Raw genomic sequence first — 14,856 nt, 5'->3', positions numbered from 1 at the left:
GCTCGAAGTCTCTTGTTAATTAGAAGTTAAAACATATATTATAAAAGTTAATATTTCTTGTTTTAGGTTATAAGCTGTACTTTTGCAAATCATTAAAAAATCTGGGTTTAATCTATGTTATCAGTATCAAATTTATCTGTTCAATTCGGTAAAAGAGTTCTTTTTGACGAAGTAAATATTTCATTTACTCAAGGAAATTGCTATGGAATTATCGGAGCTAACGGAGCAGGAAAATCTACATTTTTAAAAATAATTTCAGGAAAGGATGATGCTACCAGCGGTAATGTGCATCTTGAACCTGGAAAGCGTATGTCTGTTCTAGAGCAGGATCACTATGCTTTTGATGAGTACACAGTTTTGGATACTGTTTTACAGGGGAATAATCCACTTTATAAGATTAAAACTGAAATGGATGCTTTATATGCAGACTATTCAGATGAAAATGCAGATCGAATAGGGGAGTTGCAGGTGAAGTTTGAAGAAATGAATGGCTGGAATGCAGATAGTGATGCTGCAGCTTTACTTTCTAACTTGGGTATTTCTGAAGAGCATCATTATAATTTGGTAAAAGATCTAGATAGTAAGCAAAAAGTACGTACACTTTTAGCGCAGGCATTATTTGGCAATCCTGATGTTTTGATTATGGATGAGCCTACTAACGACCTTGACTATGAAACAATTAACTGGCTTGAGAATTTCTTAGCAAACTATGAGAATTGTGTAATTGTGGTGTCTCACGACCGTCACTTTTTAGATTCGGTTTGTACACACATTTCTGATATTGACTTTGGTAAAATTTCGCATTTTAGCGGTAATTATACATTCTGGTATGAATCTTCTCAACTTGCGGCGCGCCAGCGTGCTCAGCAGAATAAAAAATCTGAAGAGAAGAAAAAAGAGCTTGAAGAATTTATACGTCGTTTTAGTGCGAACGTAGCAAAGAGTAAGCAAGCTACTTCTCGAAAGAAAATGATAGAGAAACTTAACGTAAATGATATTAGACCTTCTAGCAGAAGATATCCTGCAATTATATTTGAACGTGAGCGTGAAGCGGGAGATCAGATTCTTAACATAGAAAAGTTAGCTTCTTCTATAGATGGAGAGATCCTTTTCAAAAATGTCAACTTAAATCTTGCTAAAGGTGATAAGCTTATAGTCTATTCTAAAGATAGCCGTGCTACTACAGCTTTCTATGAGATTTTAAATGGAAAGCAAAAGCCACTCGAAGGTAAATTTGAATGGGGTGTAACTACAAATCAATCTTATCTCCCAGTAGATAATCAGGAGTTTTTTGAAAATGATCTTACTTTAGTAGATTGGTTACGTCAATATGCAAAAACCGAACAAGAGCGTGAGGAAGTTCATATTCGCGGATTTCTTGGTAAGATGATTTTCTCTGGTGAAGAAGCATTGAAAACTTCAAATGTACTATCAGGGGGAGAAAAGGTGCGTTGTATGTTGAGTAGAATGATGATGCAACGAGCAAACGTTTTAATGTTTGACGAGCCTACAAACCACTTAGATCTGGAGTCAATTACAGCTATAAACAATAGTTTGAAAAACTTTAAAGGAACGATTTTACTTACTACGAGTGATCACGAATTTGCTCAAACAGTAGGTAATCGTATCTTAGAACTTACACCTAATGGTGCAATAGATCGCTATTTGAGTTTTGATGACTATATGAATGATCCAAAAATTAAAGAGCAACGTCAACAAATGTATACTGTTGAGGCATAGTAAAGCCTTAAATAAAAAAAAGCCGCAAATTGATTAAATCAATTTGCGGCTTTTTTTTGTTATTGAGATACTACTTCATAACTAAATCTATTAGAGGGAGTTTGACCTGCAATAGTTGTTTTAAGTTCTACAATATCTAAAGTTCTTGAGTCTTGGAGAATAGCATAAAATGAGTCTGTAGTACTTTGGTTGTAAGGTGCTAAAAAGTAGCTCCCTGCAGTTTTTAATTTTATTCCTGCGCGTAGTTTGTAAGTGTCTTCCTCTTTTATCGCAGTTAGAACAACTCCTTCGGCAGCAAGTCTACCTTGACCTTCACTTACAAATACATTCGTATTGGTAAATGGGATTGGTGATTTACGTTCAATATCATCTTCTTCATATCTAAACAAAAATATTTCAGAAAAACGAGCATCTGGAACAAGAGAATCGAGTTTTATAGGTGTGCCATTATCTGCTACAAGAGAAACAGGAACATTTAATTCTACGAATAATGTATCATCTACATTATAGGTTTCACTAGCTTCGGGGATTGTAATAAGGTCAGATACTTCAAACGAACTTACAACAGGTACGTAATTTGTATCATCTGAAGTAGAGCAAGCCGTTGTAAGGGCAATTAAAGAAAGTAGAACGAAAGATAATTTTTTCATTAGTTGAGATTTAAGATTATTAATTAATCTTTAGATGATCAACAACGAAATAGGTTGCGCTGAATTTTAAACTTATTTAATGAAGCGTATGATTCTATCCTAGGGTATAAATAAACTGTATAAGTGATTGAAGCATTTTAGAAATTAACTCCTTAAATGCTTTATAAGTGTGTAGCCGCAGAATACTGCGATAAATCCACTAAGAACTATTCTAAAAGTGGGTAATTCTTCCCCCTGAGTGAGCGGATATAATCGGTATAAAGAATATAGCAAAAGACCAGCATTTAATGCTAGATTCAAAACAGAGCGCTTTGGATTTTTTTCTTTTTGAATAAGCGTGTCTGTATTTTCGGTTACATCTGGTTCTTCTTCAAGTCTGCTTTGTGTAGCTTGCTCCTCTAATTCGCTATCAGATAATTCGGTGTTTGAAAAGATTTTCTCGACCATATGTTTAGCCTTTACCAGATTTTCTTTCTCTACAAATACCAATGCCTGATTAACATAATTAGTGCCAAAACCTGCACGTATTGCACTTTCGCCATCATTACGTACTACGCTATGAATACCGGCTTCTTTTAAGTGATTTTGAAGAAATTTTACGTTTAGTTCTGATCCCGTGTAAACACGCTCGTAGTTAGAATCTTTAATCATATTGCTTTATCAAATTTGCATTTCCAGATGGCATTATTAAAGTTTTTACCTAATGCAAAACCGTAAAATAGAACAACAGCTGCAATAGATTTAAACATAAAAAAGAATACCATAAGATCCTGACTAAATGTTTGTTTAGGTGAGAATAATCCGTCCGGTACTAAGAGTGTTGCTAGCACACTAGATAATAGGATGGTAACTATTAAATTTTCAAAATTTTTTAAGGGCCACATCATCAATTTACGCAATGGATGTAAGTCATTACCCCATTTATGAATTAAATAATAATACCCATTACCCATTGGCGCAAATAATAAAGGATCATCTGTTTTGTTAAGTACAAACATTTTTGATGGAGCCATTATTTTAAACCCCTGTAATTGTAAATTATGTTCTTGTTCCAGTTGCCTTATTTCTGTAAGGGCTTCTTGGGGGAAAGTACCTTTAAACAATTTAGAATCTAAGAATCTCAATCTGTAATTAATACAGATTTTCTTTATACTGCTCTCATCAAATATGCGATCAGTATCTAAAAGATCAAAGTCAAAATCATTGAAATCTTCAATCAAGTCACCAGCAAGATTTTCTAAGATACGTTCGTTTTGTGAAGGAGTTTTCTTTAGAAATTGATGCACCCAATTAATAACTAAATCTCCTTTTGATTTTCTAAACTGTTCACGAAGTAATTTATCGTGAATATTAGTCTTCTTTAATAGCATTTTCTTTTTTTTTAGCATTTAAAGTTAACTAATACATCAATAATTTACAAGATGGTAAATGCTAAAGTATTACCGTAGCGTCGCTTCAAATCGATCTTCAAAACGTCGCTGAAGTTTTTGCATTATCTTATCTATTTCTTTGTCTGTTAGTGTTTTATTTTCATCCTGTAGTGTAAAGCTCACAGCATAACTTTTTTTACCTTCAGGTAGATTTGCACCTTCGTAAACATCAAATAGAGCCACATTTTTTAATAGATTTTTTTCTACATTATGCGCTTCTTGATAGATATCATCAAACAAAACATCTTTGTTAAGTAGTAATGCGAAATCACGACGAACAGCAGGGTTTTTAGGTATAGGTTTAAAACTAATTTTATTTTGTTTGATTAATTCGAGTACAACATCCCAATTAAAATCTGCAAATAGAATTTCCTGATCAAGATCAAAATGATTGCGTATGTTCTTTACTACTACTCCAAATTCTACTACAGTTTTTTTGTTTATAGTATAGCTTAATCCTTCAGAAAACTGAGCGTTTTTAACCGGCTTTACAGACCAATCGGATATGCCTAAACGAGATAAAACGGTTTCAACCGTACTCTTTAAATTAAAGAAGCTAGCAGGTTTCTGAGGTGCGTTCCAGCTTTCTGCATTATTGTTACCGCTTAAAAATACAGTCAGATGTTTGTGCTCTTCTCTTCCTCCCGGGAAATTGTGGTAACTCTTTCCGAATTCAAACAGTTTTAAATCTGGCTGTCTTCTGTTTGTATTAAAAGCAAGCACTTCTAAGCCTGAAAATAATAGAGACTGTCTCATTACAGAAAGATCTGTACTCAACGGATTAAGCATCTTCACACTGTAATCTGCTTTAAATGCATCATTTAAAACAGCGTACTCAGGATTAGTTAATGAGTTATTGAGAATTTCATTAAAGCCTTGATCTGCAAGTAGGTTTCCAATAACCTGTTGTACTTTATGATCTGCAAAACGACTGCTTTTTGATATTGAAGCATTAAGTTTTGCTTTAAACTTGATTTTATTATACCCATAAACTCGTAGAATTTCTTCTACAACATCTACTTCACGAGTGACATCATTACGATATGCAGGAATTGTCATACCAATACCAGATTCTGTAATGTTGTTAATTTTAATATCTAAAGATGATAATATTGATTTTATAGTCTCTTTAGAAATTTCTTCTCCAATTAATTTTTCTGCGCGCTCAAAATTTAGAAATACCTGGTGATCTTCAATCTTTTTAGGATAGATATCAATTACATCACTTGTTACTTCACCGCCACCAGTTTCCTGAATTAAGAGAACCGCACGTATCAATGCATATTCAGTTAAATTAGGATCTATTCCGCGTTCAAATCTAAATGAAGCATCTGTATTGAGTCCGTGGCGTTTTGCACTCTTACGTACACTCACCGGATTAAAATAAGCACTTTCTAGAAATATGCCCGTAGTTTCTTCAGTTACACCACTATTTTCACCACCAAACACACCTGCAATACAAAGCGGTTTTTCAGAATCACAAATCATCAAATCTTCTTCGTGAAGTTCGCGCTCAATACCATCCAGAGTGGTGAATTTGGTTCCTGCTTCAACGGTCTTTACATTTATTTGCTTACCGCTTATCTTAGAAAGATCAAATGCGTGAAGCGGCTGACCGAGTTCGTGAAGCACATAATTTGTAACGTCAACTATATTATTTTTAGGAGTTAGACCTATTGCTTTAAGTCTATTTTGTAACCAAGTGGGTGATTCTTTAACTGTGATTCCACTTACTGTAATACCACAATAACGCGGAGCGCGCTCTTGGTTAAGAACTTGAACGCTTATTTTTTGTGTGCGATTATCTATTCTAAAAGCACTGGTCGAAGGCGTTATAAATTCACTGTTAACTCCCATTTGTATGAGTCCTGCCCGAAGGTCGCGCGCAGTTCCCATATGGCTCATTGCATCGGCGCGATTAGGAGTTAGGCCTATTTCAAAAACCTCGTCATCTTCAATATCATAAATTTCAGATAAATTTGTGCCGGGTGTAAGATCTTGATCAAGTATCAAAATACCGTCGTGACTTTTCCCAAGACCTAATTCGTCTTCAGCACAAATCATCCCGTTGCTCACTTCGCCACGTATTTTGCCTTTTTTTATTTTCCAGGCTTCTCCCTTTTCATCATAAAGTGTAGTGCCTACAGTAGCTACAGGTACTTTTTGCCCGGCGTCAACGTTAGGTGCGCCACAAACAATCTGAATGGGTTCTCCGGTTCCTATATCAACGGTTGTAATCTTAAGGCGATCTGCATTAGGATGTTTCACACAGGTTAAAACGTGACCTACTACAATACCTTGTAGTCCACCTTTTACACTCTGAAAAGCATTTATACCTTCTACTTCAAGACCTAAATCTGTAAGTAAATTGCCTGTTTTTTCGGCTTTCCAATCAATATTGATAAACTGTTTTAACCAGTTGTAGCTTATTTGCATTCCCCTTAATTTTAAAAGGGCAAATATAGCATTTAAGCTGTTTTCTTTAGCACGAAGTTGCGTTTAATACGCGTATAGTTGTTCCTTTTTATCTAATTTAATATCAGGAAATTTCAAAGATTATGACGATCACGCTTGTCGAAAGCAAAGCATTGATTCAATCACTTAGGATATATAATTCCATATATTTTTATATTTCATCAACTGCGCGTACATCTGGCGTATAGGGAGATTTTCTTCTTTTAATAGCTGTGGATCCTCATTAAGTAACGCAGATGCATAGTTGCGTGAAATTTTCATTATTTCATTGTCTTTTATAATATCTGCAATTTTTAAATTGAGTACTCCGCTTTGCTGGGTTCCCATAATATCCCCGGGACCCCGCAGTTTTAAATCAACTTCGGCAATTTCGAAACCATCATTTGTGTTAGTCATAGTTTGTAAACGGGTTTTGCTATCTTCAGATAGTTTATGACCAGTCATTAAAATACAAAAACTTTGATCTGCACCACGCCCCACACGCCCTCGCAGCTGGTGTAATTGCGACAAGCCAAAACGCTCTGCGCTCTCGATAATCATTACTGATGCATTAGGTACATTTACACCAACCTCAATCACAGTTGTTGCAACCATTATTTGTGTTTCTCCATTCACAAAGCGATTCATCTCATAATCCTTATCAGCAGGTTTCATCTGGCCGTGAACAATCGAAATTTGGTATTCTGGCATAGGAAACTCCCGACTTATACTTTCATAACCGTCCATTAAGTCTTTATAATCCAGCGCTTCGCTTTCTTGAATAAGTGGATAAACCACATAAATCTGACGACCTTTTTTAATTTCATCTCTAATAAAACCAAAAACCTTCAGTCTATTATTATCATAGCGGTGAACCGTTTTAATAGCTTTCCTACCTGGAGGCAATTCATCAATTACAGAGACATCAAGATCACCATACACACTCATAGCCAAAGTACGGGGGATAGGTGTTGCAGTCATAATAAGAATATGCGGAGGCAAACTATTTTTATGCCACAGTTTGCTGCGCTGTGCTACTCCAAAGCGATGTTGCTCATCGATAATGGCGAGACCTAGATTCTTAAATTTTACTTTGTCCTCCAGCAGCGCGTGCGTTCCTATCAAAATATTTAAAGAACCATTTTCCAGATTTTCGTGAATAATCCTTCGGGCTTTAGTACGCGATGATCCCGTAAGCAATGCTATATTTATATCAAGGTCCTTACAAAGTTCACTAAGTCCTTGATAATGTTGTATTGCTAATATTTCAGTTGGTGCCATTAAGCAAGCCTGAAAATCATTATCTATAGCGATAAGCATCGTTAGAAGAGCAACAATGGTTTTACCACTACCCACATCTCCTTGTAGTAAACGATTCATCTGTGCTGGCTTGCCCAGATCATTGCGTATTTCTTTAACTACACGCTTCTGTGCTTCTGTAAGTTCAAAAGGTAAATGCTCATTATAGAATTTGGTGAAGTAATTTCCTATTTGTTCAAAAGGATAGCCTTTAATTTTCTGTTTATGTAGTTTATTTTTTACGAGTAGTTGGAGTTGAATATAAAAAAGTTCTTCAAATTTTAACCGAAACTGTGCCTTGGCTAAACTTTCTTGACTCTGCGGAAAGTGGATGTTTAAATAGGCTTCTTTCTTCGGAATAAGCTTTAAGGTATCTAAAATAGAGTTTGATAATGATTCGTCAATTGCGTTATGCACTTCCTGAAATAAAGTTTGCATAAGTACATTAACAACCCGGTTGGTAATGCCTCGATTACTCAATTTTTCAGTAGAAGGGTACACAGGTTGCATTGCGATGCGTAAACTTTTTTCGTGTTCTTCTAGCAATTCGAGATCTGGATGAGCAATAGAATACGCACTCCCAAAGCGTTGCACTTTTCCAAAAACCACATATGGAATATTAATTTTTAGACTTTCTCGTATCCATTTAAGACCTCTAAACCAAACTAAATCCATAGATCCGGTTTGATCGATAAATGTTGCTACGAGTCGTTTAGCTCTTCCTTCCCCAACCGTTTTTATATGTGTTATTTTGCCTATAATTTGTACATCTGCACTTGTAGGTTGTAACTGTGCAATTTTATAGTACTGCGTTTTATCTATATACCGGTTAGGAAATAGATTAAGAAAGTCCTGATATGTATGAATTCCTAATTCAGAACGTAGTAAAGTAGCTCTGTTAGGTCCTACACCTTTGAGATAATCTATAGGGGTTTGTAGCTTGCCGGAGTTCATGATGACGAAGATATAAAACCCAACTATTTTATTCGCGTTTTACTTTGTCCTTAAGTGAGCGGTTTTGAAATCAAATCCTTAATTTGGCAGGCTATAAGATAGTATGACTTTATGAAATTGATATTTACGGCTTTTTTCGCTTGCTTTACAAGTGTATTTTATAGCCAGCAGACCGAAACGGTTGACTTTGAACGCATTTATGCCCTGTTAGATTTTGATTATCCCAATGGTACAGTTACCGGCGAATTAGAAGTAAAATTTAAAATGCTTGACGATGCAGATTTTGTGTATCTGAATGCAAAAAATATCACTAAATATTCTTCTACCCTTAACGGTAAACTTATAAGTACGCATACAGATGACGGGCGTATGATATTTACCAAGAACTTTTTAAAAGGAGAAACGTATTCACTACTCCTAAAATATACTGCAAAACCCGATAAGGCGCTGTATTTTGTAAATAATGGAGGTTTTCAGCAAATATGGACACAAGGTCAAGGAAAATATACATCTAACTGGCTACCCAGTATTGATGATATGAATGATAAGATTGAGTTTGATCTTTCTATAATAGCATATCCCGGGCAGGAAGTAGTTTCTAATGGCGTTCTTATTGAGAAAGAAGAGAAAGGCGAGAAGTTTATTTGGCACTTTGAGATGACAGAGCCTATGTCTAGTTACCTGGTTGCCGTCGTAATGGGAGACTACCGCAAAATTAAATATGTATCTGATTCTGGTATTCCTATGGAGCTGTATTACTATCCTACAGACTCAATGAAGGTTTTAAGTACCTATAAATACAGCAAAGAAATTTTCAATTACTTAGAAGAGGAAATAGGTGTTAAGTTTCCGTGGCCAGTTTATCGACAAGTTCCTGTAAAAGACTTCTTATATGCTGGAATGGAAAACACCATGGCGACTATCTTTAGTGATCAATTTGTTGTAGATAGAAACGGCTTTATAGATCGTAATTATGTGAGTGTAAATGCACACGAATTGGCGCATCAATGGTTTGGCGATTATGTAACGGCAACCTCAGGAACACATCATTGGTTACAAGAAGGATTTGCTACGTATTATGCACTTCTTGCAGAACGAAAAGTTTTTGGTGACGACTATTACTACTGGCAACTTTATAAATCTGCGGAAGAATTAAAGGCGTTAAGCGATAAAGGCAAAGGGGAACGTTTATTAGATCCCAAAGCAAGCTCTCTAACATTTTATCAGAAAGGTGCTTGGGCATTACATATTTTACGTGAGGAAATAGGGGATGAGGCATTTAGAACAGGTATTAAGAGTTACCTTAATAACTTTAAATATAAGAACGCAAGTACCGAAGATTTCTTAAAAGAGATGCGCAAGTCAAGCGGAATGGATCTTATCGAATTTGAGAAAAACTGGTTGCAACAAACGGCTTTTCAAGACAAAGCAGCTTTAGAAGTTCTGAAAAAATCTCCAATCATTCAAAAATATATGCGCGTCGTTGCATTGCGTAATGTTCCTTTTAGTCAAAAGCAAAATAAATTACTGGATTTACTTGCCTTGCCAGATGAATATACCGGTCAGGAAGCTGTTTATCAATTAGCAGATGTATCACCCGCAGCTGCATCGCGAATATATGAACGCGCTTTTTACACAAATAATCCGTGGGTGCGACAAGCGATTGCACGTACGGTTCAGAAAGTCCCTCTGGAGATGAAGACTAACTATGAACGCTTGCTCAATGATGATTCTTACATAACACGAGAACAGGCATTACTTAATTTATGGTCGTCTTTTCCATCAGATCGTCACAAGTATTTGAACCAAATGAAAGGAGTTCAAGGTTTTTCTGATCACAATATCGAAATTACCTGGTTAGCGCTGGCTATTTCAACCTTAGATTATGAAGAAGCTTTTATACGCGATCACTTTTTTAGACTTACCCGATTTACAGGAAATCGAAATTCTTATGCTACGCGCCAAAATGCATTTGAGAAATTATACCAACTTCAACTTTTTGAACCTAAAAGTTTAGAAAATTTGGTGGATGGCTGTTTTCATATAAACTGGAGATTTTCAGAATCGTGTAAGAATATTTTAAATATGTTGCTGAAAGATCCAGAATGGAAGAAAGAGCTTAAAAAGCTTGATCTAAAAGATGAAAAGCAACGGAAATTTTTAGCTGAAAAATTAGTTTAATGCGTGCATTAGTAATATCTGGTGGAGGAAGTAAAGGCGCATATGCCGGGGGAGTTGCTCAATATCTTATTGAGGAGCTAGGGCATAAATATGATTTGTTTTTAGGAACATCTACCGGAAGTTTGCTAATCTCACAGCTTGCAAATAATAATATTAAAAGGGCATACGAGGTTTATACGAACGTCAATCAAAATACCATTTTTAATGTCAACCCTTTTAACATTAAGTCTAAAGGCGATCGGGAATACGTTTCTATAAATTACTGGAATACAGTCTGGCAGTTTATGCGTCGCAAACGCACTTTTGGCGAGAGTAAAAATTTACTGAAAAACATTAAAAAAAATCTTTCTAAAAGTGAATTTGAGCATATAAAAAGAACTGCTGCAGATGTTGTAGTGACTGTGTCAAATCTCACAAAAAATACCGTTGAGTATAAATCAATTCGTAATTGGGAATATGAAGATTTTTGCGAATGGATCTGGATAAGTTGTAATTACGTCCCTTTTATGAGCTTGGTTAATAAAAAGGGATTTGAATACGCAGATGGTGGTTTTGGCTGTATTGTACCCATACGTGAAGCTATTAGAAGAGGAGCAACAGAGGTTGACGCCATTATTCTTGAATCTGAAAATATGGAATACAATAAGGTTCTCGGTAAAAATCCGTTTTCTTTAATGGTAAATCTATTTGGATTTTTAATGGATCAAGTAGAGTATCACGACGTAATTGTGGGGAAACTTGCAGCAATTAATAAAGATGTACCACTTAATCTATATTACACTCCATCTAAGCTTACAGAGAACAGTCTTATATTCAATAAAAAGTTAATGACTAACTGGTGGCAGCAAGGCTGGGAATATGCTGAAGATAAAGCCAAACAAGCGCAAGATAATAAATTGAAAGAAATTACTGAAACTGATTAAGCAGGTTAATTAACCGTAATGATCTTTTCGATAAATGTATCTGAACTACTTTTAAAACGTACCACATAAAGCCCGGCTTCAGCAGGCGTAAAAGTGTATGAAGCTATCCGTGTAGGTATATCCATCGTGCAAATACAACCCTTGTAAATTGCTTCAACACTTACGGTTATTGTGTTTCCATCTATGGTTTCTATAAATTTGTTAAACAAACCGCAGCCATTAGTAACCGGAAAGAATACTTCTAAAATTAAGTCTTTATTTACCTCGGTTTCTGTTTGACCTTTAACATCAATCACGACAGCTTCTGCAATGCTCTCGCAATCTTGATTTTCAGTATCTTTAGTAGTTGAGCATTGCAATGCTAGAAATGCTACAATAGCCAATAAAATGAATTTTAATTTCATTTGTGATTTTAAAGCAGATGTAAGAATTAGAAAGAGGTTGCGTAAGTTTAATAATTTTATCTTTCGCTATTTGAAAAAAAAAGTATTGAATCCTTCAAAATCATCTATTTAAGCATACTTCAACTTCTTCAATGCCTGCTTCATTTTCAGATAGAACAACGAGTGTATCATTCTTATTAATTACCGTAGATCCATTAGGTGTTAAGTATTTATTATTGCGTTTAATCATAGCAATAATTGCAGTTTTAGGAAAACCCAACTCAACAATTTTTTTATCTACAGCGTAACATCGGGGCGTTATAACAATTTCTTTCATCGCTGTTTTAGGAATTTCAGAGATAAAACGAGCAACATCTGTATTAGTTTCCTTAGATTCTGGTAATGCCACACCGAGCCATTTTGCAACAATACCCAGTGTTGTACCTTGAATTAAAACAGAAGTAACCGATACGAAGAATACGATATTAAATATAATACTTGCTTTTTCTATACCTGCTAGTAGCGGGTATGTTGCAAATACGATAGGCGCCGCACCTCTCAGACCAACCCAAGATATATAAAACCTTCTTTTCAATTTCATTTTAAAAAAGGCGAGACTTAGAAAAACTCCAACAGGACGGGCTATAAATATTAGAAATAGAGATACCACAATGCCTATCCCAAAGAAGGGTACAATTTGAGTAGGAAATACGAGAAGACCTAACGTAAGGAAGAGAACAATTTGCATTAGCCATGCAAGACCATCAAACATTTTGAGAATGGTCTGTTTATGTATGAGGTCTTGATTACCTAAATAAACAGAACATATGTAAATTGCTAAGAATCCGTTTCCGCCTATAGATTCTGTCGCAGAAAATGTTATAAACATTAATGCGATTACGAGAACGGGATATAAACCTTCAAAACCGAGTTCGATTTTATTTATGATGAGCTTACTCAGTTTTCCGAAGACAAAACCGGCAACACCACCCACAATCATTTGACGTAGTAAAAGGGGAATCACCGAAAGTATACCTTGATCCTGATTAATGACCAGCGTTAAAAAGGCTATCGTTAATACATAGGCCATCGGGTCGTTACTTCCGCTTTCTAATTCTAGAGTAGGTCTCAAATTGGTCTTAAGAGCTAGACTTTTTGAGCGTAATATCGAGAAAACTGCAGCTGCATCTGTAGACGATACGATTGATCCTAATAATAGACTTTCATAGATTGTAAAGTCGGTTAAATAAAAAACAAATAAGCCTAATGTAACTGCTGTTAAAAGCACACCGAGAGTCGAAAGCAGAAGACCTTGTTTAAGAATGGGTTTTACGCTTGACCAATGCGTATCTAGACCACCAGAAAATAAAATGAAGTTTAAGGAAACGATACCTATAAATTGAGCGATCTCCATATCGTCAAATATAATCCCACCTATACCATCAGATCCCGCGGCCATACCAATACCTAGAAAGAGAAGAAGAGTAGGAACCCCAAATTTGTAGGAGGTTTTACCTACTACAATACTTATAAAAAGTAGTAAAGAGCCTATTAAAACAATATTTTCAATGGTGATATTCACGTTGAGAGCTTTAATTCGTAAAAATAGACATAATGCCTAAAGTCGGTTGAAAATAATGTAAATACTATTAATTCTATATGCTGAAGATTACTGAATTCTTTTTCCTTGCGTGGTAAATGAAAGTCCTTGTTGGCCACGTGTAGAGATCATTATAGCTTCAAAAATAGGATCTGTAAGCTCAGAATCATCAAGCCAATCTATTATAAAATTAGCACCTGTTCCTCCGGTATTATCAGATTCTTCAATGATTATATCTACCGTTTCTAGAGGTTTTATAAATATAGGATAATCAAAATAAGTACGTATTAGTTCGCCTGAAGTACTATAATACGCTGCTTTGGTAAGATATATAAAATCTTCTGCACTTGTATTGCGTAAACTTACAGTAACAGTAAGATCGTGGGTATTATGTTCTGATGTACTATAAATTTCTGAATAAATCCCTAAGTAAGACTTTGCTTTAGTAAGAGAGTCATTTGTGGGTAATTCTGCACTTCGTTTTTGCCAATTTACCGGATTTACAGAACTCATTTCTTTCTGCTCGGTACACGAGCTCGAAAATATAGCTGAAAGAAAAACTACAAAAAGGGAGTGTATAATTTTCATAGTATCAAAAATAGCATAACAAACTTAGCAATGTGTTCTTAAAGTGAGCAACCTCACTAATTTCTTTGATTTATAATTTGAAGCAAAGCAAACTGCACAAAAAAATCTTTACTCCAAAATAATAGCTTTTGTTCTAACTGAATAGTTCTTTAGCCTCCGTTTTTAAATAAGAAAGTGCGACATATATTGGATCTTCTGCTTCAGAATAACTGGTTATTAGATTTTCACGTAGTGCATCGGCAGAGGTCGTCTCTGTATTTAAAACTTGTTTTCTAAGCTGTGCAATTAACGTATTCTTTGATGATTTAATAATATTCCAGCATTCATCAGACATATAAATCTGTTGCGATAAATTGTGATCAAATTCCTGCTGAACTTGAGATATAAGCAAGTCAACGTAATTTTTTTTATCTGATGAGGTAGGTTTAACGCGTATTAATAATTGAATAAGATTTGCTCGTTCAAGAAATAAAGTAAGTCTTTCATATGCTTGTAAGCGCAGCGGAAGTGTTTCTGATTGAAATTCTTTATGCAGTATAAATCGTCTTCGCCTATCTTCATTTTTCAGAAAGCCATCAAAAAAATAATATGCCAGACCACCTACGACAAGGGCAGGCAATACCGGAATAAAAAAATCTAAAATATCATTCATAA

The 14,856-nt window shown here is 35.2% G+C and carries 12 protein-coding genes; 3 read left to right on the top strand and 9 right to left on the bottom strand.

The annotated features are described in order from the left end of the window. The first annotated feature begins 114 nt into the window (after positions 1–114). Entirely contained in the window at positions 115–1,740 is a 1,626-nt protein-coding gene (locus DSM00_RS07770) for an ABC-F family ATP-binding cassette domain-containing protein (protein WP_128757479.1), read from the top strand. A gap of 59 nt (positions 1,741–1,799) precedes the next feature. On the opposite strand, the gene DSM00_RS07765 is transcribed toward DSM00_RS07770, so the two are convergent. From DSM00_RS07765 to recG, 5 genes are all read right to left on the bottom strand, one after another. Then, complete coding sequence (locus tag DSM00_RS07765; RefSeq protein WP_128757478.1) at positions 1,800–2,390, bottom strand: hypothetical protein; 591 nt, start codon at positions 2,388–2,390, stop codon at positions 1,800–1,802. Between the two features lie 144 nt (positions 2,391–2,534). Beyond that, positions 2,535–3,041 (bottom strand): putative signal transducing protein, encoded by a 507-nt coding sequence (locus DSM00_RS07760; RefSeq protein ID WP_128757477.1) that lies wholly within the window; start codon positions 3,039–3,041, stop codon positions 2,535–2,537. After that, complete coding sequence (locus DSM00_RS07755; protein WP_128757476.1) at positions 3,038–3,760, bottom strand: hypothetical protein; 723 nt, start codon at positions 3,758–3,760, stop codon at positions 3,038–3,040. The genes DSM00_RS07760 and DSM00_RS07755 overlap by 4 nt, the downstream gene beginning before the upstream one ends. A 69-nt stretch (positions 3,761–3,829) precedes the next feature. Next, positions 3,830–6,256 (bottom strand): phenylalanine--tRNA ligase subunit beta, encoded by a 2,427-nt coding sequence (gene pheT / locus DSM00_RS07750; protein WP_128757475.1) that lies wholly within the window; start codon positions 6,254–6,256, stop codon positions 3,830–3,832. A gap of 165 nt (positions 6,257–6,421) precedes the next feature. Beyond that, entirely contained in the window at positions 6,422–8,527 is a 2,106-nt protein-coding gene (gene recG / locus DSM00_RS07745) for an ATP-dependent DNA helicase RecG (protein ID WP_128757474.1), read from the bottom strand. A gap of 111 nt (positions 8,528–8,638) precedes the next feature. Here recG and DSM00_RS07740 point away from each other — a divergent pair, with 111 nt between their 5' ends. Together DSM00_RS07740 and DSM00_RS07735 are read left to right on the top strand one after the other, a co-directional pair. Beyond that, on the top strand, positions 8,639–10,708 hold the full coding sequence (locus DSM00_RS07740) for a M1 family metallopeptidase (protein ID WP_128757473.1): 2,070 nt from the start codon (positions 8,639–8,641) through the stop codon (positions 10,706–10,708). After that, positions 10,708–11,631, top strand: coding sequence for a patatin-like phospholipase family protein (locus DSM00_RS07735; RefSeq protein ID WP_128757472.1), 924 nt, complete (start codon positions 10,708–10,710; stop codon positions 11,629–11,631). The genes DSM00_RS07740 and DSM00_RS07735 overlap by 1 nt, the downstream gene beginning before the upstream one ends. A gap of 5 nt (positions 11,632–11,636) precedes the next feature. Here DSM00_RS07735 and DSM00_RS07730 read toward each other — a convergent pair whose 3' ends face one another. From DSM00_RS07730 to DSM00_RS07715, 4 genes are all read right to left on the bottom strand, one after another. Next, entirely contained in the window at positions 11,637–12,035 is a 399-nt protein-coding gene (locus DSM00_RS07730; protein ID WP_128757471.1) for a hypothetical protein, read from the bottom strand. Positions 12,036–12,135: 100 nt separating this feature from the next. Further along, on the bottom strand, positions 12,136–13,596 hold the full coding sequence (locus tag DSM00_RS07725; protein WP_128757470.1) for a potassium/proton antiporter: 1,461 nt from the start codon (positions 13,594–13,596) through the stop codon (positions 12,136–12,138). An 87-nt stretch (positions 13,597–13,683) separates the two neighbouring features. After that, the gene (locus DSM00_RS07720) at positions 13,684–14,202 is read right to left on the bottom strand and encodes a DUF3124 domain-containing protein (protein WP_128757469.1); all 519 of its coding nucleotides are present in this window, start codon (positions 14,200–14,202) and stop codon (positions 13,684–13,686) included. Between the two features lie 133 nt (positions 14,203–14,335). After that, positions 14,336–14,854: a DUF7935 family protein gene (locus DSM00_RS07715; protein ID WP_128757468.1), complete on the bottom strand. Its 519-nt coding sequence runs from the start codon at positions 14,852–14,854 to the stop codon at positions 14,336–14,338. Between the last annotated feature and the right edge of the window lie 2 nt (positions 14,855–14,856).

The sequence above is a fragment of the Leeuwenhoekiella aequorea genome (genome assembly GCF_004104375.1).
GTDB lineage: Bacteria > Bacteroidota > Bacteroidia > Flavobacteriales > Flavobacteriaceae > Leeuwenhoekiella > Leeuwenhoekiella aequorea.
The sequence above is the reverse complement of the archived record's forward strand: the minus strand, read 5'-3'. Positions and strand labels throughout refer to the sequence as shown.